Source organism: Paenibacillus lupini, assembly GCF_011761355.1.
GTDB classification, from domain to species: domain Bacteria; phylum Bacillota; class Bacilli; order Paenibacillales; family Paenibacillaceae; genus Pristimantibacillus; species Pristimantibacillus lupini.
Map to the genome: position 1 here is coordinate 455,486 of NZ_JAASRW010000004.1, position 24,587 is coordinate 480,072.

The window sequence follows — 24,587 nt, forward strand, 5'->3', positions numbered from 1 at the left end:
GTAGGGGGAGCCTGTGCTATGAGTTTACAACAGGAAATAATCGAGCGCTTCGGCGTCCAGCCGGAGATTGATCCAGCTGTGGAGATCCGGAAACGTGTAGACTTCTTAAAGGAATATGTGAAGAAGTCAGGTACAACGGGCCTCCTGATCGCCATCAGCGGCGGTATTGACAGCGCGGTTACAACTGGTTTATGCAAGATGGCAACGGATGAATTGTCTGCTGAGACGGGCCAGGAGTATATGACTCTTGGCGTGTTCCAGCCTTATGGGGAGCAGGTAGATATTCAAGACAGCTATGCGACAGCGGAAGCGTTTCAGCTGAAGTATAAGGTGGAGACGAATATCGGTGAAGCGGTAGATGAGATTGCGCTTGAGACAGAGCATGCCTTCAAATCAATCGGGATGTCCCGCCATCTAAGCCGCGGCGGCAAAGGGAATGTGAAAGCTAGAACGCGGATGGTTGTCCAGTACGCGCTGGCTTTTGATTTGAACCTGCTTGTTGTTGGTACGGACCATGCATCCGAAGCTATTACCGGCTTCTTCACGAAGTGGGGAGACGGAGCGGTTGATATTACACCGCTTAGCTCGCTGAACAAGCGTCAAGTACGTCAACTGGCAAGCGTGCTAGGTGTGCCGCAAAGCATCCTGGACAAAGCTCCTACAGCGGGTCTTTGGGAAGGACAGACCGACGAGTCTGAGCTGGGCATTCTGTATGATGAGAACAGCGCTTATCTCGAAGGCCAAGAAATCGGAGCGGAAGCGAAAGCGAAGCTTGAGAAGCAATACTTGCGTACTGAGCATAAACGTTCTCCGATTCCGGGCGTCTGATCCAAACGATGATTGCAGGTATCGGGCATGATGTAACGGATATGGACCGGATAGCTGCTTTGCTTGCGGGCAAGGCAGGCGAGAGGTTCCTGGGGCGAGTGTTAACAAGCCGGGAGCGGGATCTGGCTGACGGCTATGATGGCAAACGTCTGGCGCAATTTATGGCAGGACGATTTGCGGCGAAAGAAGCTGTAGTGAAGGCGCTTGGCTGCGGCATTGGTGCTAAAGCAGGGTTTAATGATATTGAGATTTTGCGAGGGCCTGCCGGGAAGCCGGAGTGTTATTTGTCCGGCGCTGCCTGGGAGCGGCTGGAGATGCAGCGCGAAAGGTATCGCATTCATATTACGATTACACATGATCGTTCTATTGCTTCGGCAGTGGCGATTGTGGAACAGGTGGAATAGATAGAAAGGCTGATTCGTTAAGCGGCTGCTGCAGCTGCTTAACGATCAGCCTTTTTTTGTTGTTCTCATTCAGGATTTGCCTGCAAGCCATTCGGCGAGGCCCTCGATCTGTTCGTCTGTCAGCCGATCCTGGGGCGGCATAGAGCGTCCGCCATGCTTGATCTGTTCCACGATTTCGGGCTTAGTCATTCTTGCACCAACCTTCTGAAGATTGGTCTGTGTGCCCATTCGTCCTTGCAGATCTGAACCATGACAGCTGACGCAATTGGCCCGATAGACAGCTCCTGTCTTTTCTGGTGCGTCCATATGACTGGTTGAGATGGCTGAGGAGCCTGTCCCTCCATTATTTCCACAGGCAGTAAGCAGTACAGCAACGGTTGTAGAGAGTAGAATTCCTTTGGAAAACATTGATGATCCTTCTTTCTGCTTCTCTAGATTAAAATGAATCTAAATAAATGATTTAACTTCCATATGATTTTATCTCCATAGACTATATAATAAAGTAAATAATTTACGAAAACTAGACAAGACAACAGGGGTAGTCATGGACACGAATGAACGAATATTACAAAGGCAATTTTCTCTGCTAGATCCAGAGGTTATTATGGCTGCCTATTCCGAAAGAGATGTTGGATGGACCGACAGTCGGGATGGTATGGACTTTTACCGGTTTGTTTATGCAACTGAGGGAAAAGCTGTTGTCGAGATTAACGGTGTTACTCATAACATTGAACCTAAGCGATTGTATTTGCTCAGACCCAAAACAAATGAAACATATGAAATTACCGTACAACAAAAGGCGAAATTGTATTGGTGCCATTTTTCCTTGGATACACAGGATTTCAAGTTTATTAAGCTGCTCAGAATACCATTCACAGCCTCGGTTCCGTTACCAGATGGGGAGTTTGTAATAAACATCATTTTGCGTATGATGGATGCTTTTAATCAGGAGTCGATTACAAGCCCTCTGAGGTTAAAAGCAGCGATATTGGAGTTAATGTCCTTCTACATTGATAATAGTGCTCTTATGTTGTCCAAAGCTAATTATTATGAGATGCTTGAAAGCGGAGAGAAATGGGCCGAGGTTATTGATTATATTGAGAAAAACCTCCATCATAATATTCAAATTGAGGATTTGGCTAAGGTCGCCTATCTTCATCCGAACTATTTGATTACCTCATTCAAGACGGTAATGGGCTGCTCACCTATTCAATATGTGACGGAAAGACGTCTCGAAATGGCGAAGAAGCTGCTGAAGGAGACTGATCTGCCGATCTCCGATATTGCAAGTAAGGTAGGTATGCTTAATCATTATCTGCCAAGGCTGCTCAAACGGCAGACGGGGATTACACCCAAGCAATATCGCCGGTTGATGCAGGTGGATATTCATAATATTAAACCAGGCGATGGAAATAATGAGGTGACAGATTAATGGAAGCCATTAATAACGAGGAGGCAAAAGCCTATTTCAGCCGTGAGCTGTTGATCTGGTATAGAAGGATAAAGCGGGATCTGCCGTGGCGGATGAATCAGGATCCATACCGGGTATGGGTGTCTGAGATTATGCTGCAGCAAACCCGGGTAGATACTGTTATCCCTTACTATGAACGGTTCATGAGTAAGTTCCCGACCGTTCGTGCGCTTGCGGAAGCGCCAGAACCGGAAGTACTGAAGTGCTGGGAAGGACTTGGCTATTATTCGCGTGCCCGTAATCTACAGGCAGGGGCGCGTGAAGTAGTCGAGCGTTATGACGGAGTGGTGCCGGATGATAAGGCATCGGTAGCGGGTTTAAAAGGGGTCGGCCCTTATACAACTGGCGCGATTATGAGTATCGCCTTTAATCGTCCAGAGCCGGCTGTTGACGGCAACGTGATGCGTGTTCTGTCCAGATACTTCTGCTTGGAGGAAGATATTGCGAAGCCCGCCACTCGCGTCGGGATCGAAAAGCTTGCTGCATCCTTAATTCCTGAAGGGGCAGCTGGTGATTTCAACCAAGCCTTGATGGAGCTTGGTGCACTTGTCTGTACGCCAAAGTCGCCAAGCTGCCTGCCATGTCCCGTAATGGAGCATTGTGCAGCCCGCATTGCCGGAAGAGAAACAGAGCTTCCAATTAAGACAAAGGCGAAGCCGCCTCGTCCTGAGAAGCGGGTATCCGTTATTGTTGCCGGTACTGGTGTAAACGAAGGTAAGATTCTGGTCCGTCAGCGTCCGGAGACAGGCCTGCTCGCCCAGATGTGGGAGCTACCGCATTTATTGGTGCCGAAGGAGCAAGAGCAAGTGGTTGAGGCGGCAGGTGAAGGCAGCGGCAGCAGCACGGAATATGCGGCAGCCGGAGAATGGCTGACACGGTCGTTGGAAACGGATACGGGCATCCTGATTCGCCCTCGCGGTTGGTTTATGGATACGGATCATATTTTCAGCCATATTCATTGGAAGATGCGTGTTTATCTGGCTGACTTAGGTCCTCATGCAGAGATGGCAGAGGCATCAGGCGCAAGCTTGGCCGCAGAGACAGCGGCAGCCTATGAGGTTGACGGCTTAAGAGACGAATATCGCTGGATTGGTCCGAAGGATATGGAGACATTAGCTTTTCCAAATGTATTCTTACGCATATTGCGAGATTATTGGACGTAAAGGGGACAATAACATGAGTGAAATGCTGGATTTATTGCTGGAGCATAAGATTGTAGCTATTTTAAGAGGAATTGAAGACCATCAAGCAGATGCTGCTGGACAAGCCTTGATTGATGGCGGTATTCGCCTGATGGAAATTACGATGAATACACCGGGAGCTGCTGTCATGATCGAACGTTGGCGGAGCCGGTTCGACGGTCAAGCATCCGTAGGCGCAGGAACGGTGCTGGATGTGGATATGGCGAAGGCGGCTGTCGCTGCTGGCGCACAGTTCCTCATCTCACCGAATCTGGATGAGGAAGTTATTCGCTACGGACTTGAGAAGGGTGTATCGGTATGGCCGGGCGTTATGACGCCAACGGAAATCGTGAAAGCCTGGAAAGCTGGTGCCGAAGCAGTGAAGCTGTTCCCGATGGGGACGCTTGGCACCAAATATTTAACCGAAATCCGTGGACCGCTTGATTCGATCCCGATTATGGCGACTGGCGGCGTAGACCTACATAATATTGCTGAGTATTTTGCCGCTGGAGCAAATGCTGTTGGTTTGGGCGGCAAGCTCTTGAACCTGGAATGGGTTCGTGAAGGCAAGTATGAACTGATTACAGAGCGTGCCCGTCAATTTGTTGATGCGGTCCGTCCTTTGTAGAACTATAGACGTGCTACATGACGATCCAGCCATAGCTTAGATTGCTCGAGCATCTTGAGTGTAATCTGATGATTCACTCCACTGTATTCAATCATGTGGAGCTGCTGGGATGCGATAGCTGACTTATTGCTCATAAAATAACGCTGACTGTCGATCGGAACGGTTGTATCTTCTTTGCCGTGAAGCAGCAGCAATGCCCGCTCATCCTCAAACGTTAATTGCGTGAACGGATCATGGGCTCTAAGCGCCGTTCGCTCCTCTGGGGTGAGCGGCGTTTTGCCCATATATTCAAGATATTTCTCCTCGAATCGTATCCACGCACAGGATCCATTAATGACGACGGCAGCTTGCAGCGCCGCATGCTTCGCAAATGATCCAGCCGCGATAAATCCACCAGCCGAATGACCGATGATGCCGATACGGGCGCTGGAATCTGAGATCTCATCGACGATTGAGCGAGCTTCTTTTACCCCTTGCAACACAATCTCCAGGAACTGCTTTTCCAGCACTTCTGGATTCGCATAATCCAGCTTGCCCCGCTGTCCGTGATACGGCAGTTCGGGGACAACAACCTTGTAACCCCAGCCTGTAATAAGGGAGGCGAAGAACTGATAGCTTTCCATTGAAGAGCCCCAGCCATGATATAAGAGAACGGTGCCAATTGGCTGTCCTGCGGGCTCGAACTGCAAGCAAGGCACATCAGCAATACTTGTTTGATTTGGATTCATAATTCCCCTCCGACAAATAACAATCACCTATTTAGACTATCATCATTTCCTGTGGAAATCTTCCTAAACTTAAAGTTCTCCTTAAAAAAACAAAGAGCCTGTGGCACGGGGGCCACAGGCTGCAAGAGAGAAATATAATAAAGGGGGGTCATGTCCTTTATTATAGATTGTGTAAATGAAAGGAATCTGAGTGCCATGTTACAGGATGATTACAATCTAGTGACTCTATGAGCATTCTCTCAGATACTAAGCTTTTTATACATTCTCTCCCTTGAAGAGAAGACAGTAATTCATTATTCTGGACATAATCGAACGCAAGATTGGAGCGAGAATTATGAATGTGCAGAACACCGTTTCGAATATTGTTGACAGGTTAAAACAAGTCAGTGGAATAAGTGCTCTGGTTCTCGGCGGTTCAAGAGCTAGGGGAACGGAAAGCCCAGAATCTGATATTGATATTGGTATCTACTATGATCCCGAAAAAGGGCTGGACATTACCCAGCTTCGCCTGGTTGCGGCGGCAATTGATGATGACCATAGAGAAAACCTAGTTACGGAAATAGGCGGCTGGGGACCATGGATTAATGGCGGCGGCTGGTTGAAAGTTAATCAATTTCCGGTTGATTTTTTATTTCGAGATCTAAATAAAGTGTCATATGTCATTGAGGAATGTGTCATGGGGAATATCACAATGGCTTATCAACCAGGACATCCGCATGGATTTTCCAACTCTATTTATTTGGCTGAGATAGCGCTTTGTAAAGTGTTATGGGATCCGTTCGGGGCTGTAGGTAATCTGAAAAGTAGAACAACCCCATATCCAACCGTTTTTCGAGAAGCTACCATCCAAAAATTTTTCTGGGAGGCATCCTTTGCTTTAGATAATGGTTATAAGGGGATCTACAAAAAAGATTTATCTTATGTCGCCGGATGTTGCTTCAGGTCAGTATCTTGTTTAAATCAGGTTTTGTTTGCATTAAACGAAACCTATTTGATGAATGAAAAGGGAGCTGCAGCTATTGCCGATACATTTAGCTCAGTGCCAAGTAAATACTTCTATCGAATTAATGAGGCTTTTACTTTAATCACAGAAGATCAAAATGGATTAAATAAAGCGATTAACATAATACGTGAGCTAATTCAGGAAACAGAAAATCTTATGAATCCCAGGGTTTGGTATTATAATGAGCCTGGTAATCCTATGTAAGAAATCCAATACTTTATGTGCTTATCCGGTTGAAAGAAGGGTTTAGTTATGGGTATTAGGAATTATCTAATTGAAGGTGTCTCCGGCACCGGCAAAACATCGGTCTGCAAAGAATTGCAGCGGCGCGGATACCATGCTATTAATGGTGATCGTGAATTGGCTTATCAAGGCGATCCAGAAACTGGTACACGGACGGATGGAGCCACGCACGAGAACCACATATGGCATGTAGATAAAGTAAATGCTTTGGTCGACAATCAGGATGAGCCGGTAACATTTTTCTGCGGTGGTTCAAGGAACTTTTCGAAATTCATAGATTTGTTTGACGGCGTGTTTGTCCTCGAGGTCGATCTTGACACATTGAACAGGCGGCTTGAAGAACGACCGGAAAATGAGTGGGGTGGAAAGAAAACGGAGCGGGAACTCATTGCACGATTGCACCAGACGAAAGAAGACATTCCGAGCAACGGAATTATAATTGACGCCACCGCACCGATCGCGCAAGTCGTTGACGAGATTGTCCGTCAAAGCGAAGGGAATACACGTCAATGATAGAGGAGGTGGAATCTCGTGACGTCCCTTCATTTAATGGTTGGTCTGCCTTGTAGCGGTAAGACTACATTGGCTCGTCAACTGGAAACGAAATACTCTGCCATTCGCCTTACTCCTGATGAATGGCATATCCGTGTATTTGGACATGACTTCGGGGACAACATGACGGAAGCTGACGAATTAAAGCATGACTCTAGACATGATGCTGTGGAATCCCTCATGTGGGAAGTGGCATCTAGAGTTTTAATTCTTGGTGTTGATGTTATTTTAGATTTTGGGTGCTGGGTTCGAAGTCAACGAGACGAATTTCGTTCTCGAGCTAATAACCTTGGAGTTGAGTTTAAAATTCATTTTCTTGATGTGCCTGAAGAGGTGTTGTTGGAACGTCTAGAAGCTAGAAATGTGATGAACCAAGGGGAAACTTTTTTCATACCCAAAGCAAAACTTAAAGAATGGATGCAAATTTTTGAGCCACCTTCACCAGAGGAACTTGAAACTTCCGTCGATTTGACTAACGAGGAGCGAGAGCTCCCCTATCAATAGATATATGGAGGTATGTTTCTATGGCCGATGAACTTTTCGAAAATTCTCGTCTCGCAGCCATTTATGACGCATTTGATTCTGACCGTTCCGACCTCGATGCTTATGAGGCAATAGTTAACGAGTTTGGAGCGCATTCTGTGCTCGACATCGGCTGTGGAACAGGAACTTTTGCATGTCGTCTCGCAGCCCAGGGTATCAAGGTGATCGGAGTTGATCCAGCCGCAGCCTCACTTCATGTGGCTCGAACGAAAACTTGGGCCAACCGTGTCGAGTGGATTCTTGGCGATGCGACACACCTTTCTCCTAGGGCAGTGGACATTGCGATTATGACCGGCAACGTCGCCCAGGTTTTCCTGACTGATAGAGAGTGGAAGGAAACCCTATGTGCAGTGCACGAATCATTGCGCCCTGGAGGACGTTTCGTTTTTGAAGTACGGGACCCTAGCGCGCAGGCATGGCAGAGATGGACTAAGGAGAACACCTATCGCTGCATTATGGTGCCCAGCTATGGCAATGTGGAGGGATGGGTCGAGGTCACTAATGTTGAAAATTCCTTCGTATCCTTCCGGTGGACTTATATCTTCGAGAGCGATGGTGCTCTTATCACGTCAGATTCGACGTTACGCTTTCGAAGCCGCCAAGAGATTGTGAATTCACTCCTGGAAGTGGGACTATCCGTGGATGAGGTTCGAGAAGCTCCCGATCGTCCGGGTCTTGAATTTGTCTTTGTCGCTAGCCGAACAAAAGGAGTTAGCTAAGAACCTGGCATATCAAGGAGTAGTTTTTCGCCAGCTTTGAATGTTCAAATTGCAGTTCCATTAAGCAGTCGATCAGATGATCGGCTGCTTCTTCGTCTTTTTAGGTTAACTTTTGACCATACTGTTTGTAAAAAGAGCAGGTAAGGTGTAATTATGATTTTTAATATTATCGTTGGGTTCATCATTCCTTGGATATGCCTTGTTATTGCACAACTTCCCAATAAACTAAAATTAGTCCTTCGTGTTTTACCAATTAGCTCGCTCATGGCATTTCTTCTTAACGATTTTTTTGTAAAACATGGCTTTTGGATTGTTAAGCCGATTTTTGATGAGAACGAATCCTACTCGGCGATACCATATAATTTAGGTTTGTATCCAGTATGGGGAATATTCCTCATCTACTTTATTGAGAGACGTATTTGGTCACCTATTATTTTTATTTGTATTTGGAGTATAGGGATTACGGTTGCGGAGTACGTCCTTGTAGCGATGGGAAGGGTTGTATATGACAATGGCTGGCATATCACTTGGACTTTAATTTCATACATTGTGGCATTCTCAATTGTATACCTGTACAGCAAATCAAATAGGAAACTGTAATTATTCGGGAGGTAAAGCTTCTAATGGAATCAGAAAGTACGCAAAACAGGTTTATTCATGTATTAAAAAAAGGAAACACATCTTCAGCAGCTGCTGCACTTGGTAACGCCGGAATTGCAATTATTAAAGGTTTTGCTGCTGTAACTACGGGTAGTGGAGCAATGTTTGCATCAACCATGCACTCCATTGCCGATACAGTGAATCAGGCTTTTGTATATGCCGGAAGTGTCTTAGCAGAGAAAAAGCCTACTCGTCAATTCCCAACCGGGTTTGGGCGTGTAATCAACCTATTCTGTATGGTGGCCGTTATTGTTGTAACCGTTATGGCTTATGAGACAATTAAAGAAGGCTTTCATTTATTAGCTCATCCTCCATCGGAATCACATGGTTTTTGGTTGAACCTTATTGTATTACTCTTATCCGTAGCAGTTGATGGATTTGTACTAATAAAAGCGACTAAGGAAATCGTTCATGAGTCAAGGGTAGAAGCAAAGGGCTTAGCGATGGTACGGCAAGCCTTTAAAAATGTGGGTCGGGCCGCGCCCCCAACACGTTTAGTGTTTTACGAAGATCTGGTAGCTACAACAGGTGCACTCCTAGCTCTTCTTGCGGTTGTTGTAACATCGTTTACTAGCTTTGCACTGCTTGATGGAATTTCTACACTCCTGATCGGCTTACTAATGCTTGGTGTTGCTTTTAAAGTTGGTTACGACAATATGGTTGGCCTTATTGGTGTTTCTGCCCCAAAGGATGTGGAGGATAAAGTTGCCCAGATTATTTTTTCAAATCCTTATGTTACTGATATTTTTCAAATGCGAGTTCTTCAAGAGGGGCGTTATTATCACGTAGAGGGGCAAGTTGAATTGCGACCCGGATTAACGCTTGCTGATGCAGATGATATTAAATTCAAAATTAAAGATTCCCTTCTAAATGAAACGGAGATCGCGGATGTAACGATAGGAATTCTTGAAGATAACGGAGTGAGGAACTGGAATCCGGAGCCGGTTAATACATAAAAGAAATAAGCGATTTTAAAAAAGCGGTCACAAAGAGTGCTTAACATTTTGTAATGTTAGGCACTTTTTTTGTTTTATTGCACTTAAAGTGTTTCAACATTCCATATAGAGTGTAATAACTAGGAAATGCATTTTTCCGGTAGCGATAAGGGGTAATAGTAATTCTCAAGAAAAATTCACCTTAATCTTGTACAGCTGGCATTTTATGTCCACGAATCGGAAAGTCTAAGCATAAGAAAATTCGGAGGTTGAACAATAGATGATCCGATTTGAGAACGTCAAAAAAACATACGATGATGGATTTGAAGCATTAAAGATGATTAATTTGGAAATCAAAGAAGGCGAATTGACGGTATTGATTGGTCCAAGCGGCTGTGGTAAGTCCACTCTTATGAAGCATATTAACCGTTTGAACAATCCGACCAGCGGCAAAATTTATATTCGTGACAAGGACATCTCCAGCATTGATCCTGTTGAACTGCGCAGAAGCATCGGCTATGTCATTCAGAATGTTGGATTGTTCCCGCATATGAATATTGCGAAAAACGTAGCGGTTGTACCAAAGCTGCTCAAGTGGGATAAAGAGGTTACTACGAGTAAGGTCGATGAGCTTCTGAGTATGGTCAATCTCGATCCTGATGTATACCGGAATCGGTATCCTTCGGAGCTTAGTGGTGGACAGCAGCAGCGGATTGGTGTTATTCGAGCGCTTGCAGCTGATCCAGATGTCATTTTGCTCGATGAGCCGTTTAGTGCGCTTGATCCGATCAGCCGGGAACAGCTGCAGGATGAGCTGATCCGCCTTCAACAGGAACTGAAGAAGACGATTGTGTTCGTAACGCATGACATGGATGAAGCGATCAAAATCGCCGATACGATTGTATTGATGAAGGCTGGGGAGGTTGTACAGACTGGATCACCTGAGCATATTTTACGTCATCCAGCGAATGAATTCGTTACGAGCTTTATCGGCAAGAAGCATCTGACGAACGATACTCTTGACCCTGGTATGATCGTTGATGACGTCATGTCGGTCAATCCTGTTACGGCTTCACCTGAGCGAGGGATGGCGGCTGCTATCCAATTCATGGAAAGGCATCGGGTGGATTCCTTAATTATTGTTGGTAAAAAAAGAGAGCTGCTCGGTTATGTCTCTATATTCAATGTTCTGCAGGGATATAGACATGAAGACAGTCGTCTGGCCGACATTATGAAACCTTTTGTTCATGTTGTGGAATCTGGTTCATCGGTTGCGCTTGCTTTGACACTGATGAATGAGCACGGCTTGCCTTATGTACCTGTTGTTCGGGATGGACAACTAGTAGGGCTCGTTACGAGGGGGAGTGTCGTGCGGCATATGGCTGAGATGTATAATCCGGACGATATGAGTCTGGAGGAGCTTACTGCGGAAGCGGAAAAGCTGAAGGAGGAAGCTCCGCTTGAACCGGCTGAGGCTGATCAAGAAGGGGGAGGGCGCACATGATGGAGTGGCTGTCTGATTATGGATCTTTCTTGTCGAGCAGACAGGGGGATATTCTGATTGCTCTGCGTGAACATATTTATATTTCTGCCCTTTCCATAATCCTTGGAGCGATTGTTGCAATCCCGGTTGGCATATGGCTTGGTGGAAGCAGGATTGGCTGGCTAAACAGTATCATATTCACCATTGCCAATGTCCTGCAGACGATTCCGAGCCTGGCGCTGCTCGCCATTTTGATTCCGCTGCTAGGGATCGGCCGTACGCCAGCTGTCTTCGCGCTGTTTCTCTATTCGATAATGCCGATTATGCGCAACACGTACTCCGGCTTTAAGGCCGTTGATCCAAATATCATTGAAGCGGCTCGCGGGATGGGTTACAGCCGCCTGCAGCGATTGCTTCGCGTCCAGCTGCCGTTGTCTTTCCCTTACATTATGTCGGGGCTGCGAGTAACAACGGTATATATTATCAGCTGGGCAACGCTTGCGACATTAATAGGAGCTGGCGGACTTGGGCAGCTCATCTTCTCCGGTATGGGTGTCAATAAGACAGAACTGATTGTGACTGGAGCTATTCTGGCTGTTCTTCTGGCACTTGCAGCAGATTTCCTTCTGGGACTCGCGGAGAAATGGGTCACAGCCAAGACGAGAAGCGCACCGGCATCCGGTACGGTATGACAGCATGGGGGAATTGGAATGAGACATAAACAGATGCTAATACGAATGAAAGGCAAGGCGAGACTTGCGCCGTTTGGAGCTGCGTTAATCGCAGTTTGTATCTTGCTGTCAGGCTGCGGTAACAGCAATAGGATTATAATCGGGACGCAGACCTTCTCTGAACCGAAGATCATCGCGAATATGTACAAGCTCCTCATTGAGGACCGGACGAATATGAAGGTGAAGGTTATGCCTGATTTGGCGACAAGCACGGTTGTACTTGATGCCTTAACAAGGGATGACATTCAGATGGCGTCGCTTTATTCGGGAATTATTCTAGATAATTATTTTCCGATTGAGCGTACGAATGATCGGGCTAGTATTCTAAAGCAGGCACAAGAGGGCTTCGATAAGCATTATGGGCTCAAATGGTTCGATTCCTATGGCTTCGAGAATACGTATGCATTCACAGTTCGAAAGGATTTGGCAGAGAAGGAGCAGCTTCAGACCATATCTGATGTGAAAGATAAAGCACAATCGATGAGGCTTGGTGTCGATACGTCATGGCTTGAACGTGCGGGTGACGGCTATGCAGATTTCCAGAAAGTATACGGTATTTCATTCGGCAAGGTGTATCCAATGGAGGTTGCGCTTGTCTACAGTGCAATTGCAACGAATAAAATGGATATCGTAGTCGCCTATTCCACAGACGCACGCCTCAAGCAGTACGAGCTCGTTACGCTCAAGGATGATAAGCATTTCTTCCCGCCTTACGATGCTTCTCCTGTTATTCGGAAGGAAGTATTGGAGAAACATCCGGAGCTGCAGGAGGTCATTGACCTTCTCATCGGCAAGCTGGATGCCAAGACAATGATTGATCTGAACTACGAGGTTGATGTGAACAAACGTAATGAGAAAAGGGTAGCCGAGGATTACTTGAAAAAGATCGGATTGCTGAAGTAATGGAGTGAAGTGAGATGGAATTGTTTTTCCGCTATGTGCGAGAAAATTGGGTTGATCTGCTTGTATTCACAGGGCAGCATATTATGATGGTGCTGATTGGCTTGCTGCTTGCGCTTGTCGTTGGCATTCCTCTTGGGATATTGGCATCACGAAATCGGGTGAGCGCGCGGATTATTCTGACGGTGGCGAATATCATTCAAGTATTCCCCAGCCTTGCGCTCTTGGTGCTCTTGATGGTTGTCTTTGGCCTTGGGACGACAACCGTTGTTGTTGGTTTGTTCTTATATTCGCTGCTGCCGGTCATTCGGAATACGTACGTTGGATTGACCCAAGTGGATAAGTCGATTATGGAAGCGGGCAAAGGTGTCGGCATGAGCCCGCTGCAGATCATGATGAATGTTCAACTGCCACTTGCGCTGCCATTCATGCTGACGGGCATACGAATCGCAGCAGTTATTGCGATTGGAGTTGCGACCATTGCTCCGCTTGTAGGCGGAGACGGCCTGGGACGGGAAATTTATTCAGGTATCAATATGAATAACTCTGCTCGTCTGTACGCAGGAGCTATACCTGCCGCGATTCTGGCGCTGCTTGCTGACCTTGCCTTAGAGCGGCTTCAGAATGCGACGAAGGTTGCGAGCAGATAAATCGTCTTCAAAACAAAGAGAAACCAGCGTCTGTTTCAGATGCTGGTTTCTCTTTGTTTTGTATGCTGATTATTTGTCCTGCAGCAGCTTATTTGAATCCTCCAGATTTTTAAAAAAGGTGATTTTTTCATCGATTCTATCCAGCGACCTCTCGAGCTCCGCCATCTGATCTACAACTTTCCTGCGGTAACTTTCCATGAACTCTCGCCGCGCTGTTATGGTAGGGACCTCACTATTGTTGAAGGAAGCATACTCCTGCATCTCCCGGATCGTCATCCCGATGGATCGAAAATAATTTAAAACCTGGAACCAAAAGATATCAGACTCCGAATACTGACGATACCCGTTACTGTCTCGTGTGATCCCATCAATTAAACCTACTTGCTCATAATATCGCAAGGTGTGAATGCTTAGCCCGGTTCTTTCAGAGACTTGTCTGCTCGAATAATAATTTTCCATTTTTTCATTATAGCATTCATTCAAAAGGTATTGCTATCGAGTGCGCTCTATACTTTATCCTTTCAATTGTAGGTCACTTATTAATTCATCAGGCTTATGCTTACGAAGCAATGAATCATCACAATGGCCATAATACGGCCATTTGGGTGATAATTCATCAAGCTTATGCTTACGAAGCAATGAATCATCACAATGGCCATAACACGGCTATTTGGGTGATAATTCATCAAGCTTATGCTTACGAAGCAATGAATCATCACAATGGCCATAACACGGCTATTTGGGTGATAATTCATCTTAGGAGGAATTCATTATGCGTATATTTATCACTGGAGCTACAGGTTTCATCGGTTCAGCGGTTGTTCAAGAGCTTCTCGCTGCAGGACATCAGGTTGTTGGACTTGCCCGTTCGGACAAGGCTGCCCAAGAGTTGAAAGAAAATGGAGTGGACATACATCGGGGGGCTCTGGATGACCTTGACAGCCTGCGCGAAGGCGCCGCTGCAGCGGACGGTGTTATTCACCTTGCTTTTAATCACGATTTCTTGAACTTTGAAGCGGCTGCTGAGACCGATAGACTGGCGATCGAGGCGATTGGAGCAGCACTTGAAGGCACAGGCAAACCTTTCGTTGGTACATCGGGTACGCTAATGCTGCCTCCGGGACGTCTTAATACAGAGGAAGCTGCTCCGATTCCATCTACACCTCGGCGCTCCGAACAAACAGCGATGAAGCTGGTTGAGCAAGGAGTGCGCTCATCGGTTGTTCGTCTCGCGCCGTCTGTACATGGTCTCGGTGATCATGGCTTCGTAAAGGTCCTGATCGATATCGCTAGAAGCAAAGGTGTCTCTGCATATATCGGTGACGGGTCTAACCGCTGGCCAGCCGTGCATCGTCTTGATGCGGCAAGCTTGTTCAGGCTGGCGGTGGAAGCCGCACCGGCTGGCGCGCGGTTACACGGGGTAGGCGATGCGGGGATTCCGTTCCGTGAAATTGCAGGCGTTATTGGCCGTCACCTGAACTTGCCGTTGGTTAGTGTTTCTCCCGAAGAGGCTGACAACCACTTTGGCTGGCTTTCCTTCGCTGCCAAAGCTGACAGCTGGGCGTCTAGTGCACGGACTCAAGAAATCTTGGGCTGGCGGCCATCACACACTGGACTCATTGTGGACCTCGAAGAGGGACATTACTTCCTTTAATAATAAAGTCCAAATGACCAGTAAGAAGGTACTGACTCCAGATTTCCGGAGAGCAGTACCTTCTTTGTTTTAATCATTTTTTATTATTTCAAATTGATTTTCTTGATTTTCTCCATATCAATCTTTGGTTCACGAGTAATGGTGAGTAACCCGTTAACCTCCTGCTGTACGTCGGTCAGTTGGGTGTAGCAGAAGCCGCTGACGTAATCCAGGTTTTTAATGGCTTGGGTGATACCTTCATAACGGGTCAGGAAGTCTTCTTCCGTTTTCACCTGGTTTCCGTAGCCCCATCCAGACTCGCTCGTAAACGCGATCCCGCCGTATTCGCTGATAATAACTGGCTGGCCTTGATAGCTATAGCCGTTAGCGAATGGGTAGCGGTGTTTATCATGGGCGAAGTCATTGCTGAGCAGCGCGTCCTTGTCCTTGTAACGTGCTTCGAGCACGGAGCCAAGCTCCTCGTAGTCATGCAGCGTGATGATGTCCGAGATGGTATGCTCCCAACCGTCATTTACAACAACAGGTCTCATCTGGTCATAAGCTTTAGTCAAATGATAGATCGACTCCGTGAATTGCTGCTGCTTCCGGTCTGTGAAAATTTGTCCGATGCCCCACGATTCATTAAATGGCACCCAAGTCACGATACTTGGATGGTTGTAGTGCTGGCGAACAACTTCCATCCATTCTTTAGTGAACCGCTCTACTGCGTCATCACCAAATTCGTAAGTAGCAGCGATTTCTGACCAGACGAGCAAGCCCTTGCGGTCTGCCCAGTACAAGTATCTTGGATCCTCGAGCTTCTGATGCTTACGTACGCCGTTGAAGCCAAGCGCCAGCGTTTTCTCGATATCTTCAATAATTGCTTCCTCAGACGGAGGAGTCAGATGGGTATCTTCCCAGTAGCCTTGATCGAGCAGAAGACGTTGATAAAGCGGTTGTTTATTTAGTAAAATACGATCACCTTTAATTTGAATACGACGCATACCGAAGTAGGAGTATACGGTATCAACCGGCTGGCCGTCTTTCTTCAGAACAACCTCTACATCGTACAAATTCGGATGATTCGGGTGCCAGGAATGAATTTTCCATTCGTTAACATCGTTCATGACGCTTAAGTCCAGCTTCAGAAACTTTCGGTCTGCATTCATTTCCATGGAGCGGATTAGTTCGCCGTCATATCGAATAATCGTCTGCAGAGTTAAACCCTCGAAGGAGCGGCAGCCCAGCTCGTATTCGAACGTAACCGATGCTTCTTCCAGCTTAGGTGTAATTTTCGCTCTGTTAACATGGTATACATCAACGTATTCCAGCCATACGGACTGCCAAATGCCAGTCGTCTGTACGTACCAGCAACCGTAGTTTTTATCTGTCCAGCGCTGTTTGCCGCGCGGCTGCATGGTGCTGTTGGTATCCTCGACACAGACCGTGATACGGTTGTCTCCGCCAAGCTGCACAGCATCTGTAATATCAAAGGAGAACGCGGCATATCCGCCTTCATGCGAACCGACATAAACGCCGTTCACCCATAGCTTTGCCAAATAGTCTACCGCTTGGAAATGGAGAATCACACGTTTGTCTCCCGTTTCCTCAGGAATATTGACATTGCGTTCGTACCAGACGCACGGATGGAATTTCTCCTCGCCGATTCCGCTTGCTTTTGTTTCATATGTAAACGGGACTTGAATTTTCAGGTCCGCATCGAGCTTGCTGTACCACTTGCTGCGTTCGCCTTCAAATGAATCATCAAAGCGGAAGCTCCATTCACCGTTCAATAATTGCCATTCATCGCGCACCCATTGCGGCCGCGGATAATCCTTAACATATTTGTGCGTGCTGGTCATATTTTTCTCTCCTTTTGTTAACCGATAGGTTAATATAATAAGTAATGACTTTATGATTCTAGTTCATATTATGTTTTAGGATATTCATTATGTCAATACAAAGGTTAATTAATAAACCATATGGTTAACTAATGGAGGAGGAAGACAATTATGAATAAACCTTTAATCATTGTCGTCAATGGATTTCCTGGTGCAGGAAAAACAACATTAGCAAAGCGGCTTTCTCAAGACGTACGGCTGCCCTTATTGTCTCGGGATGGTATTTATGAGACTCTATTTGATGCTTTAGATTGTGGGACCCATGGATCACCGCCTTTGCTGGCACCAGCAGCCTTTACGTTTTTATATTCTTTTGCAGGTACATTGCTGGCAGCTGGACAGTCGATGATTATTGAAGGCTTTTTTGGCAGGCCGGAATTAAGAGGTGCTGAGTTTCTCAAGTTGAAACAGGCGTATGATTATGAACCGTTTCAGATCATGTGCAGAGCCGATGGAGAAGTGCTGTTAGAACGCTATTACTCCCGGATGGGATCTGCAGAACGGCATGTTGGTCATCAGGACCAGGAGTGGATTGAACAAGAGGGCAATAAGGAACGGCTCTTACATGAGAAACTTGAGCCTATGTCAATTGGCGGAACAATTGTTGAGTTGAATACAACAACCGATTGTGATTATGCGGATTTACTAGAGCGTGTTATCACAGCGCTTGGGAGAAATGAATAGCAGGATACAGTGAGTGAAAAGCAGGATCGTTACTGCCCCTCTTTATGCCTAATAAATATACTAGAGGATAGGGTTTATTGTGAGGGGGAGAAGACATTGAAAGAGAATAATAAAAATCCGAGACTTGATGTGCAGATGTCATGGTGGGGGATGTCAGGATTAGCAGCCACTGTGGAACGCAGTGCCCAAGAACAGGTAGAAATGATTGCGGAAGCGGGTTTTGACGGTATTAACGGATTTATCCCGGCTCCACAGGATGAAGATACATGGAGACGTCTTCTGGAGCGTCATCAATTATCATTTAGTGTGAATGCATACCCGAAGACTTCTGAAGACATGGAGCAATTCCTGAAAAGGGCAAAAGAATATGGCGGCATTCAACATATCAACGTTCAAGTGATGACGCCTTTTCTTATAGATGAACCTGCTGTTCAGCTTCTTCGTTCTATTGATGTTTTGTCGCGGGAGGCAGGAATTCCAACCTATATCGAGACGCATCACGGTACAATTACGCAGGATCTCCTGCGTACGATTGATTACATTAAAGCGCTTGATACTCTTCGCCTGACGATTGATCTATCTCATTATGTGGTGGCTGGCGAGCTGCATACCATTTCGGATGAAGCGGAGCAGTTCATTCAGACGGTTCTGACACGCAGCTCGGCTTTCCACGCCCGGGTGTCTAATGGTGAGCAAGTGCAGGTCGACGTAGGGAAAACAGGGGAACACCCTATGATGAGACACTTCGAGCGTTGGTGGAGCGATGGCATGAATAATTGGCGATCGGGAGCGGTAGAAGGAGCTGTGCTGCCATTTGTTGTAGAGCTTGGTCCGCCATCCTATGCGATTACGACAGATGAATACGCCGGACGTACCAATGAAATTAGCGACCGATGGGAGCAGTCATTGTTCTTTTTGAATACAGCTAGAAGACTTTGGGAGAAAACAAGATAACGGCTTAACAGCACATTGTCTGGCCATGTTACGATCTTTCTTTAGATCTGTTACAATAACGTCTAAAGAGGTGATGGCCATGCTGCTGGATTCGATCGATAATCATATTTTGCTCAGGCTGTCTCAGAACAGCCGGATTTCATATACCGATTTAGCCAAGGAAGTGAGCTTGTCGGGGGTAGCGGTGAAGGAACGGATCGATAGGCTTGTAAATCAAGGCATTATCGAGCAGTTCTCGATTGTTATCAATGCCGAGAAGCTGGGGAAAAAGATATCCGCCTACTTGGAGCTTGAGGTAGAGCCTGCGCATTTGGATGAAATTCTGGAATCACTAAAGGCGAATGAACGTGTCGTTGTTCTATATGAAATGACAGGGCCTTGTCTTCTTCATGTTCATTATTTGGTGGAGGACATGGACGAGGTGGATCGATTCATGCATGAATCCATCTATTCGCTGAAAGGGATCCTGCGCGTCGAGAACCAAATTCTGCTCAAGCGTCACAAGAATCAGGACGGCTTGAATATTTAAAGGAAGAACCGCCGGAGGCTAGAAGTCCGGCGGTTCTTTTTAGTAAGGGATGAGTGCTTCTAGTTAATTTGTTTTCGATAATACGGATTTGTAGAAGCTTGCAAAGTAGTCGCTGACTACTGCTTTTTCGTCGGACAGCTTTACAGGGGCGATCAATTGAATCTTTTCTCCATTGTACGTTGCGTTTGTTTCTCCAAACTTAAAGGCAAGCTTGTTGCCGTTATAGCTAATGGTAACGGTTTGAGTTGCGTTATCCCAGCCGACCTTCGCACCAAAGCTTTCAAAGCTGCTACGCAGGCTTACTGTTTTTTGTTCCGTCTCACCAAACTGCTCTTTGCCGATCACGGCATGAACTCCCCAGTTACCGTCAACTACCTGCGTCACGCCAAAATCAGTGGATACTGACATGAGGGAGTAAGCCTCGTCTTCGGTTAGATCCATGCCTTTCATCAGAAAATCCTTTGTTTTAAGCGCAGCATCCTTCATTGCTTTATCGATCGAGGAGTTGTTATAAATGTCCTTTTGCGCATTATCTCCAAGCTCTTCCAAGTGGTTCGCATAGCTGAAGCCGTGTACAACCCACTCGTTCTCATTCTCGAGCAGCGGGTAATTGAGGTTGCTTAGCTTCTTGTCCAGATCTGCTTTCTTATGAAGAATGACCTGAATATCGCCAGTCACCGATGTTTCGATTGCTGTTCCGTTAATTTCCGAATCCCCTTGGCCAGCATGTGGATCGCCTACCGACAGAAGTGCGCCTGGTACGGAAACCGGATAGTACATCGATGCGCCTTCGGTTACGCGCCAATCATCAACATTGCCGCCAAAGTAGGATGGAGGGACGGAGTCAACGATATCTGCTTCTTTTGGAGCAACACCCATCGTGCCAAAATGCAGCCTTACCGGAACCTTCACGCCTTTCAGCACATTAAAGTTCTCTTCAACTTTGTCGTGGTCTACGATCACGCCTGGATAATCGATCGTTGGGTGTGTTTTGCCATCCGGATCGGTCTGAGGTTCCCACTTGAAGTTGTATACTGCGGTGGCATAATCCGTTACCCCGTCAGAACTCATCTCATAGATCGTGACAACCTCACGTTTCTTTGGTTCCTCGACCATGTCGCCGTATAAGTACCCCCAGTTGGCGGCAGCGTTGACGCCGTAGGTTTTGCCTGCATATTTCTCGTTGCCGTTAGGTCGAAGCTTCATGTCCAATATTTTCACTTCAAGGACGTCCCCCGGTTCTGCCCCTTCGACAGCGATAGGTCCGGTCATAATATGTACACCAGGTCCACGTAGATCCTCATTCTTCTCAACACTATCCCAGTGGAAAATATCCTCTACGCCGGCATCACCCTCAATCATTCTCTCATAATCATCGCCGGAATGATGAGTGATCGCTTCGACCGTTACGATGTCCCCGGAATTGACCGTAAGCACAGGATCGCCTTTTCCGATATTCCCCCAACGGACATTATCTGCGTTTGCTGCAAGATAATGTGTTTTTGGCAGAGGTTTCGTGTCAGCATTCGCGACATAAGCAGGCGAGCTAAGCACCATCAATGCAGATAAAGCCGTTCCAATCTTCCATGACATCCGTTTCCCCATACTCAAAACTCCTTTTCTAATAATGTGTGTGAGTTTTCCTAACATGTTAATGAGCTGAGTATAGCAGAAGGTTTTGGGATTAACAATATAAACTTTTTATAGTTTTAAAATTTGATATATTAAGTGAATGTGGTTATTTTGTTTAAAAATTTAATTAACAGCTAGCGTTAAGTACAATAGGTCAATTCATAGCATAAAAAGTGATTATCAAGCTGCCCCGTTATATCCTAATATGTAGAGGTAGGAGGGGGACAAGATGACATTGGATTATGAAGCTTATCTTTTTGTGCATTTTACCGGCGAGCATGAGGATGGAGAGCAGGTTTATTTCTCTGTAAGTCAGGACGGGCTGCACTGGAATGATCTAAATCAAAGCCAGCCTGTATTAAAATCTGGTATTGGTGAAAAGGGAGTGCGGGATCCATTTATCATCCGTTCTCCATTGGATAATAAGTTCTATATCATTGCTACGGATCTGCGGATTGCAAATGATAAAGGCTGGGACACCGCGCAACACCGCGGCAGCCGCTCAATTATCGTTTGGGAGTCTTCTGATCTAGTGAATTGGTCGAAGGAAAGAAGTGTGGAGCTTGATGTTCCGGATGCGGGCTGCGTATGGGCGCCGGAGACAATCTTTGATGAGGAAGCCGGTGAACATCTCATGTTCTGGGCTTCGATGGTGAAAGAGGGAGACAAGGAGCCTAAGCAGATCATTTACAGCTCCAGAACGAAGGATTTTGTTACTTTCACGAGGCCTGAGAAGTATATCGAGCGTGGCAATCATGTCATTGACACGACGATTATCAAAGAGGGTAATACGTATTACCGTTACTCGAAGGATGAAACAACGAAGTGTATTACGGTAGAAGAGAGCAGCTCTTTATCCCGTGATGCTTTCGTGGCTAAGCGATCATCTGTTTTGGACAATCTGTTCGGGGTTGAAGGACCTGAGGTATTCAAATTTAATGACCGGAATGAATGGTGTCTGATGGTGGATCAGTATGCAGCTGGCAAAGGGTATTTGCCGCTTATTACAGAGGACCTATCTAGCGGTCAATTCCGTGTTTTGAACACGGAAGAGTACGACCTTGGAGCAGCAAAGAAGAGACATGGATCGTTCTTGAACCTTACTGGTGATGAATATAAAGCATTAGTGGAAGCATGGGGCACGTTGGCCGCCAATTAAAACAAAGGGCTGTCCTATAAGTCATTACAATGACTATGGGGCAGCCTTTTTTTAATTTATTCCTACCATCCCTATTCCAAACGAAGGCTGTATTTTTAGGAACGGGTATGCAGAGTGAGGGAGACGAAGTGCGGAGTAAAAGGTTTGAGCCGGAGAAGCGCAGCGTTCGCCTTTGTTCTCGGATTTCAACCGCTACGCGAGTTGTAATCAAGAAATCCGTGAACAACAGCGATCGGAGGTCCAAACCCTTTTACGCAGCACTTTAGACTCTCTCTAACAAAGAGACCATGACTTATGAGACAGACTCTTTTGCTGTGCTTATTAGCAGCTGTTTACTCCGATGTAACAATCACTTGAATATCGTATTCGCTGCATATTTTATTAAATGGAGCAGGCGGCTCGGCGTCTGTGATTAGTACGTCGATATCGTCAAATGGACATACGCGGTGAAAAAGGTTTTTCTCGAATTTGGCCGAGTCTGCCAGAAGAATAACTTGATTAGCCCGCTTGATCATTTCCCGTTTCATGTAGGCCTCTTCCACTGTAGGTGCAAATAAGCCCTCGGTAGTAATCCCGCATGTCCCCAAAAAGAGCTTATCTACTCGGATATCGCTTAGCATCTCGATGGTGCGTGGGCCAAATGCATATCGATGCCAGGCGTGAAGCTCGCCGCCAAGCATGTGGGTTGTTGTATGCGGCTTGTCGCAAAGAATAGCGGCGATATCAATCGAATTGGTGACCACGACGTTGTCTTGGGTGGACATAAACTCCGCAATATATTGCGTCGTTGTTCCTGTATCCAGCATCAAATAATCACCGTTCTTGATTAGCGATACCGCGGACAAAGCAATGGAACGCTTGCTGCCAGCATCGGTGAGCCGTTCTTTATAGCTGTTGATATGTTTGGTCATGGATGGCAATATCGCACCGCCTCGTACGCGGAGGATCAGACCCTCCGATTCCATTTTGACCAAGTCACGCCGGGCTGTATCATAGGAGACCTCATACATCTTACAAATATCGGTCATACTTATATTTTGATTCAGCTTCAAATATTCGATAATCGATTTGATCCGTTCTTCTTGGTTCATATTGTGCCCACCTTATAAGTGCTTCTTCTCTCATTATAAGCAAGCAGGTGTCTTATGTACAATTATTTTATGCGTATTTCGCTTATATTCTTAAGTGTAATAATTAAATTTTATTGAAAACCTGCATGATATCTCTTATACTGATGAAAAGTAAATGACGGAGAAGGAGTGTACGGAAATGAACAAAGTGAACGTAGGATTAGTTGGTTTTGGATTATCAGGACAAGTCTTTCATGCTCCAATTATCCAATCTATAGATGGAATGGACATTGTGAAGGTCGTCTCAAGCAACCCGGACAAGGCGGCGCAATACTTACCGAATGCGGCAGTCGTTGCTTCATTGGATAACTTGCTGTCTGATGAGAGCATCGATCTCGTTATTATCACTTCGCCTAATCAGACGCATTATCCATTTGCCAAGCAAGCCTTGCTTGCTGGTAAACATGTTGTTGTAGAGAAGCCTTTTGTTATCACATCGGAAGAAGCAGAAGATCTGATCGAGACGGCAAAACAACAAAACAAGAAGCTCAGCGTGTATCAGAACCGGAGATGGGATAATGATTTTCTCACTGTGAAGAGCCTTATTGCTTCCGGTGAATTAGGAGATATCGCCTCATACGAGACGCATTATGACCGCTACCGGCCGCAAGTATCTGACAGATGGAGAGAGCAGGCTGGTCCAGGTTCCGGAATGCTATACGATTTGGGTGCACATCTGATTGATCAAGCGCTGCATTTGTTCGGGAAGCCGGTAAGTGTGTATGCGGATCTGTTTGCTCAAAGAACAGGCTCTGAGGTCGTTGATTATTTCCACCTTGTATTGACGTATGAGAATATGCGGGTTATTCTCCATAGCGGTTCTCTTGTTATGCAGCATGGACCAAGGTTCCAGGTGCACGGCAGCCAAGGCACCTTTATCAAGTATGGTCTGGATTCGCAAGAGGAGACGCTGCGAAAAGGCGGCCTGCCAGGGCAGCCTGCTTGGGGCAAAGACCGGGTAGAGTGGTACGGCGAGCTTACTTTAATGGCTGACGGTAAAGCTGAGACGAGTAAGGTTGAGACCCACCAAGGAAGTTATGAACGCTTCTATGAGGGGATGTTCCAAGCGATAACGGACAATAAGCCTGTGCCGGTTGCTGCGGAAGATGCAAGGAATACGATCAGAGTCATTGAACTCGCGATGCAAAGCAGCGCGGAGAAAAGAGCTTTGCCTTTTAATTAAAGCAACTATTGCATGAAGTAGAAAAGCGCTTAACATGGTCATTCCGTGGTAAGCGCTTTTTGACTTGTTTACTTGCATGAATACATATTATCTTGAAAAAAACGGGAAACTGGAAATAGTTAA

27 protein-coding genes are annotated in these 24,587 nt (G+C 46.2%); 21 read left to right on the forward strand and 6 right to left on the reverse strand.

Annotation, left to right across the window (positions count from 1 at the left end; genetic code table 11):
* Positions 1 to 18 precede the first annotated feature (18 nt).
* Together nadE and acpS are read left to right on the forward strand one after the other, a co-directional pair.
* Complete coding sequence (nadE, locus tag FHS17_RS15495) at positions 19 to 828, forward strand: ammonia-dependent NAD(+) synthetase (RefSeq protein ID WP_167279303.1); 810 nt, start codon at positions 19 to 21, stop codon at positions 826 to 828.
* 8 nt (positions 829 to 836) lie between these two features.
* Complete coding sequence (acpS, locus tag FHS17_RS15500; RefSeq protein WP_167279304.1) at positions 837 to 1,232, forward strand: holo-ACP synthase; 396 nt, start codon at positions 837 to 839, stop codon at positions 1,230 to 1,232.
* A 69-nt stretch (positions 1,233 to 1,301) separates the two neighbouring features.
* Here the strand turns inward: acpS and FHS17_RS15505 are convergent, their stop codons facing one another.
* Positions 1,302 to 1,640 (reverse strand): c-type cytochrome, encoded by a 339-nt coding sequence (locus tag FHS17_RS15505; protein ID WP_167279305.1) that lies wholly within the window; start codon positions 1,638 to 1,640, stop codon positions 1,302 to 1,304.
* A 136-nt stretch (positions 1,641 to 1,776) separates the two neighbouring features.
* Here FHS17_RS15505 and FHS17_RS15510 point away from each other — a divergent pair, with 136 nt between their 5' ends.
* The 3 genes from FHS17_RS15510 to FHS17_RS15520 are packed head-to-tail and all read left to right on the forward strand — an operon-like array spanning position 1,777 to position 4,512.
* Entirely contained in the window at positions 1,777 to 2,664 is an 888-nt protein-coding gene (locus FHS17_RS15510) for an AraC family transcriptional regulator (protein ID WP_167279306.1), read from the forward strand.
* Entirely contained in the window at positions 2,664 to 3,866 is a 1,203-nt protein-coding gene (gene mutY / locus FHS17_RS15515; protein ID WP_208420393.1) for an A/G-specific adenine glycosylase, read from the forward strand. The genes FHS17_RS15510 and mutY overlap by 1 nt, the downstream gene beginning before the upstream one ends.
* A gap of 13 nt (positions 3,867 to 3,879) precedes the next feature.
* Positions 3,880 to 4,512 (forward strand): bifunctional 4-hydroxy-2-oxoglutarate aldolase/2-dehydro-3-deoxy-phosphogluconate aldolase, encoded by a 633-nt coding sequence (locus FHS17_RS15520; protein WP_167279307.1) that lies wholly within the window; start codon positions 3,880 to 3,882, stop codon positions 4,510 to 4,512.
* Between the two features lie 2 nt (positions 4,513 to 4,514).
* On the opposite strand, the gene FHS17_RS15525 is transcribed toward FHS17_RS15520, so the two are convergent.
* Entirely contained in the window at positions 4,515 to 5,240 is a 726-nt protein-coding gene (locus FHS17_RS15525; RefSeq protein WP_167279308.1) for an alpha/beta hydrolase family protein, read from the reverse strand.
* Positions 5,241 to 5,574: 334 nt separating this feature from the next.
* Between FHS17_RS15525 and FHS17_RS15530 the strand changes: the two genes are divergently transcribed.
* The 10 genes from FHS17_RS15530 (at position 5,575) to FHS17_RS15575 (ending at position 13,659) form a co-directional block, all read left to right on the forward strand.
* The gene (locus tag FHS17_RS15530; RefSeq protein ID WP_167279309.1) at positions 5,575 to 6,447 is read left to right on the forward strand and encodes a nucleotidyltransferase domain-containing protein; all 873 of its coding nucleotides are present in this window, start codon (positions 5,575 to 5,577) and stop codon (positions 6,445 to 6,447) included.
* A 48-nt stretch (positions 6,448 to 6,495) separates the two neighbouring features.
* Positions 6,496 to 6,999 (forward strand): AAA family ATPase, encoded by a 504-nt coding sequence (locus FHS17_RS15535; protein ID WP_167279310.1) that lies wholly within the window; start codon positions 6,496 to 6,498, stop codon positions 6,997 to 6,999.
* An 18-nt stretch (positions 7,000 to 7,017) separates the two neighbouring features.
* Positions 7,018 to 7,542 (forward strand): AAA family ATPase, encoded by a 525-nt coding sequence (locus FHS17_RS15540; protein WP_208420394.1) that lies wholly within the window; start codon positions 7,018 to 7,020, stop codon positions 7,540 to 7,542.
* A gap of 20 nt (positions 7,543 to 7,562) precedes the next feature.
* Complete coding sequence (locus tag FHS17_RS15545; RefSeq protein WP_167279311.1) at positions 7,563 to 8,300, forward strand: class I SAM-dependent methyltransferase; 738 nt, start codon at positions 7,563 to 7,565, stop codon at positions 8,298 to 8,300.
* 153 nt (positions 8,301 to 8,453) lie between these two features.
* Positions 8,454 to 8,900 carry a CBO0543 family protein gene (locus tag FHS17_RS15550; RefSeq protein WP_167279312.1) on the forward strand — a complete coding sequence of 149 codons (447 nt, stop codon included), beginning with the start codon at positions 8,454 to 8,456 and terminating at the stop codon, positions 8,898 to 8,900.
* 23 nt (positions 8,901 to 8,923) lie between these two features.
* The gene (locus FHS17_RS15555) at positions 8,924 to 9,916 is read left to right on the forward strand and encodes a cation diffusion facilitator family transporter (protein ID WP_167279313.1); all 993 of its coding nucleotides are present in this window, start codon (positions 8,924 to 8,926) and stop codon (positions 9,914 to 9,916) included.
* A 259-nt stretch (positions 9,917 to 10,175) separates the two neighbouring features.
* Complete coding sequence (locus FHS17_RS15560; protein WP_167279314.1) at positions 10,176 to 11,399, forward strand: ABC transporter ATP-binding protein; 1,224 nt, start codon at positions 10,176 to 10,178, stop codon at positions 11,397 to 11,399.
* Positions 11,396 to 12,070 (forward strand): ABC transporter permease, encoded by a 675-nt coding sequence (locus tag FHS17_RS15565; RefSeq protein ID WP_208420395.1) that lies wholly within the window; start codon positions 11,396 to 11,398, stop codon positions 12,068 to 12,070. The genes FHS17_RS15560 and FHS17_RS15565 overlap by 4 nt, the downstream gene beginning before the upstream one ends.
* Before the next feature lie 45 nt (positions 12,071 to 12,115).
* Positions 12,116 to 13,012, forward strand: a complete 897-nt coding sequence (locus tag FHS17_RS15570) for a glycine betaine ABC transporter substrate-binding protein (protein ID WP_167279531.1) — start codon at positions 12,116 to 12,118, stop codon at positions 13,010 to 13,012.
* Between the two features lie 14 nt (positions 13,013 to 13,026).
* On the forward strand, positions 13,027 to 13,659 hold the full coding sequence (locus FHS17_RS15575; RefSeq protein WP_167279315.1) for an ABC transporter permease: 633 nt from the start codon (positions 13,027 to 13,029) through the stop codon (positions 13,657 to 13,659).
* 69 nt (positions 13,660 to 13,728) lie between these two features.
* Here FHS17_RS15575 and FHS17_RS15580 read toward each other — a convergent pair whose 3' ends face one another.
* Entirely contained in the window at positions 13,729 to 14,118 is a 390-nt protein-coding gene (locus FHS17_RS15580) for a MerR family transcriptional regulator (RefSeq protein ID WP_167279316.1), read from the reverse strand.
* 313 nt (positions 14,119 to 14,431) lie between these two features.
* Between FHS17_RS15580 and FHS17_RS15585 the strand changes: the two genes are divergently transcribed.
* A complete protein-coding gene (locus FHS17_RS15585; RefSeq protein ID WP_167279317.1) occupies positions 14,432 to 15,313 on the forward strand; it encodes an SDR family oxidoreductase in 882 nt (293 codons plus the stop codon).
* Positions 15,314 to 15,396: 83 nt separating this feature from the next.
* On the opposite strand, the gene FHS17_RS15590 is transcribed toward FHS17_RS15585, so the two are convergent.
* Positions 15,397 to 17,154: a glycoside hydrolase family 2 protein gene (locus FHS17_RS15590; RefSeq protein ID WP_167279318.1), complete on the reverse strand. Its 1,758-nt coding sequence runs from the start codon at positions 17,152 to 17,154 to the stop codon at positions 15,397 to 15,399.
* Positions 17,155 to 17,304: 150 nt separating this feature from the next.
* Here FHS17_RS15590 and FHS17_RS15595 point away from each other — a divergent pair, with 150 nt between their 5' ends.
* The 3 genes from FHS17_RS15595 to FHS17_RS15605 all read left to right on the forward strand — a co-directional run bounded on the left by FHS17_RS15595 (position 17,305) and on the right by FHS17_RS15605 (position 19,360).
* On the forward strand, positions 17,305 to 17,877 hold the full coding sequence (locus FHS17_RS15595; RefSeq protein ID WP_167279319.1) for a P-loop nucleotide/nucleoside kinase family protein: 573 nt from the start codon (positions 17,305 to 17,307) through the stop codon (positions 17,875 to 17,877).
* A 96-nt stretch (positions 17,878 to 17,973) separates the two neighbouring features.
* Positions 17,974 to 18,831 carry a sugar phosphate isomerase/epimerase family protein gene (locus FHS17_RS15600; protein WP_243865367.1) on the forward strand — a complete coding sequence of 286 codons (858 nt, stop codon included), beginning with the start codon at positions 17,974 to 17,976 and terminating at the stop codon, positions 18,829 to 18,831.
* A gap of 79 nt (positions 18,832 to 18,910) precedes the next feature.
* Positions 18,911 to 19,360, forward strand: coding sequence for an Lrp/AsnC family transcriptional regulator (locus FHS17_RS15605; protein ID WP_243865368.1), 450 nt, complete (start codon positions 18,911 to 18,913; stop codon positions 19,358 to 19,360).
* Positions 19,361 to 19,423: 63 nt separating this feature from the next.
* Here FHS17_RS15605 and FHS17_RS15610 read toward each other — a convergent pair whose 3' ends face one another.
* On the reverse strand, positions 19,424 to 20,965 hold the full coding sequence (locus FHS17_RS15610; RefSeq protein WP_167279320.1) for an acetamidase/formamidase family protein: 1,542 nt from the start codon (positions 20,963 to 20,965) through the stop codon (positions 19,424 to 19,426).
* A gap of 256 nt (positions 20,966 to 21,221) precedes the next feature.
* Between FHS17_RS15610 and FHS17_RS15615 the strand changes: the two genes are divergently transcribed.
* The gene (locus FHS17_RS15615; protein ID WP_167279321.1) at positions 21,222 to 22,151 is read left to right on the forward strand and encodes a glycoside hydrolase family 43 protein; all 930 of its coding nucleotides are present in this window, start codon (positions 21,222 to 21,224) and stop codon (positions 22,149 to 22,151) included.
* Positions 22,152 to 22,483: 332 nt separating this feature from the next.
* Here the strand turns inward: FHS17_RS15615 and FHS17_RS15620 are convergent, their stop codons facing one another.
* Entirely contained in the window at positions 22,484 to 23,242 is a 759-nt protein-coding gene (locus FHS17_RS15620; protein WP_167279322.1) for a DeoR/GlpR family DNA-binding transcription regulator, read from the reverse strand.
* A gap of 178 nt (positions 23,243 to 23,420) precedes the next feature.
* On the opposite strand from FHS17_RS15620, the gene FHS17_RS15625 reads away from it, so the two are divergent.
* Positions 23,421 to 24,464: an oxidoreductase gene (locus FHS17_RS15625; RefSeq protein WP_167279323.1), complete on the forward strand. Its 1,044-nt coding sequence runs from the start codon at positions 23,421 to 23,423 to the stop codon at positions 24,462 to 24,464.
* Positions 24,465 to 24,587: the final 123 nt, after the last annotated feature.

Excerpts from the sequence above, each read along its gene's own strand:
- nadE (WP_167279303.1), top strand. The coding sequence starts at position 19 with ATGAGTTTACAACAGGAAATAATCGAGCGCTTCGGCGTCCAGCCGGAG.
- acpS (WP_167279304.1), top strand. The coding sequence starts at position 837 with ATGATTGCAGGTATCGGGCATGATGTAACGGATATGGACCGGATAGCT.
- FHS17_RS15505 (WP_167279305.1), bottom strand. The coding sequence starts at position 1,640 with ATGTTTTCCAAAGGAATTCTACTCTCTACAACCGTTGCTGTACTGCTT.
- FHS17_RS15510 (WP_167279306.1), top strand. The coding sequence starts at position 1,777 with ATGGACACGAATGAACGAATATTACAAAGGCAATTTTCTCTGCTAGAT.
- mutY (WP_208420393.1), top strand. The coding sequence starts at position 2,664 with ATGGAAGCCATTAATAACGAGGAGGCAAAAGCCTATTTCAGCCGTGAG.
- FHS17_RS15520 (WP_167279307.1), top strand. The coding sequence starts at position 3,880 with ATGAGTGAAATGCTGGATTTATTGCTGGAGCATAAGATTGTAGCTATT.
- FHS17_RS15525 (WP_167279308.1), bottom strand. The coding sequence starts at position 5,240 with ATGAATCCAAATCAAACAAGTATTGCTGATGTGCCTTGCTTGCAGTTC.
- FHS17_RS15530 (WP_167279309.1), top strand. The coding sequence starts at position 5,575 with ATGAATGTGCAGAACACCGTTTCGAATATTGTTGACAGGTTAAAACAA.
- FHS17_RS15535 (WP_167279310.1), top strand. The coding sequence starts at position 6,496 with ATGGGTATTAGGAATTATCTAATTGAAGGTGTCTCCGGCACCGGCAAA.
- FHS17_RS15545 (WP_167279311.1), top strand. The coding sequence starts at position 7,563 with ATGGCCGATGAACTTTTCGAAAATTCTCGTCTCGCAGCCATTTATGAC.
- FHS17_RS15550 (WP_167279312.1), top strand. The coding sequence starts at position 8,454 with ATGATTTTTAATATTATCGTTGGGTTCATCATTCCTTGGATATGCCTT.
- FHS17_RS15555 (WP_167279313.1), top strand. The coding sequence starts at position 8,924 with ATGGAATCAGAAAGTACGCAAAACAGGTTTATTCATGTATTAAAAAAA.
- FHS17_RS15560 (WP_167279314.1), top strand. The coding sequence starts at position 10,176 with ATGATCCGATTTGAGAACGTCAAAAAAACATACGATGATGGATTTGAA.
- FHS17_RS15565 (WP_208420395.1), top strand. The coding sequence starts at position 11,396 with ATGATGGAGTGGCTGTCTGATTATGGATCTTTCTTGTCGAGCAGACAG.
- FHS17_RS15570 (WP_167279531.1), top strand. The coding sequence starts at position 12,116 with ATGAAAGGCAAGGCGAGACTTGCGCCGTTTGGAGCTGCGTTAATCGCA.
- FHS17_RS15575 (WP_167279315.1), top strand. The coding sequence starts at position 13,027 with ATGGAATTGTTTTTCCGCTATGTGCGAGAAAATTGGGTTGATCTGCTT.
- FHS17_RS15580 (WP_167279316.1), bottom strand. The coding sequence starts at position 14,118 with ATGGAAAATTATTATTCGAGCAGACAAGTCTCTGAAAGAACCGGGCTA.
- FHS17_RS15585 (WP_167279317.1), top strand. The coding sequence starts at position 14,432 with ATGCGTATATTTATCACTGGAGCTACAGGTTTCATCGGTTCAGCGGTT.
- FHS17_RS15590 (WP_167279318.1), bottom strand. The coding sequence starts at position 17,154 with ATGACCAGCACGCACAAATATGTTAAGGATTATCCGCGGCCGCAATGG.
- FHS17_RS15595 (WP_167279319.1), top strand. The coding sequence starts at position 17,305 with ATGAATAAACCTTTAATCATTGTCGTCAATGGATTTCCTGGTGCAGGA.
- FHS17_RS15605 (WP_243865368.1), top strand. The coding sequence starts at position 18,911 with ATGCTGCTGGATTCGATCGATAATCATATTTTGCTCAGGCTGTCTCAG.
- FHS17_RS15610 (WP_167279320.1), bottom strand. The coding sequence starts at position 20,965 with ATGGGGAAACGGATGTCATGGAAGATTGGAACGGCTTTATCTGCATTG.
- FHS17_RS15615 (WP_167279321.1), top strand. The coding sequence starts at position 21,222 with ATGACATTGGATTATGAAGCTTATCTTTTTGTGCATTTTACCGGCGAG.
- FHS17_RS15620 (WP_167279322.1), bottom strand. The coding sequence starts at position 23,242 with ATGAACCAAGAAGAACGGATCAAATCGATTATCGAATATTTGAAGCTG.
- FHS17_RS15625 (WP_167279323.1), top strand. The coding sequence starts at position 23,421 with ATGAACAAAGTGAACGTAGGATTAGTTGGTTTTGGATTATCAGGACAA.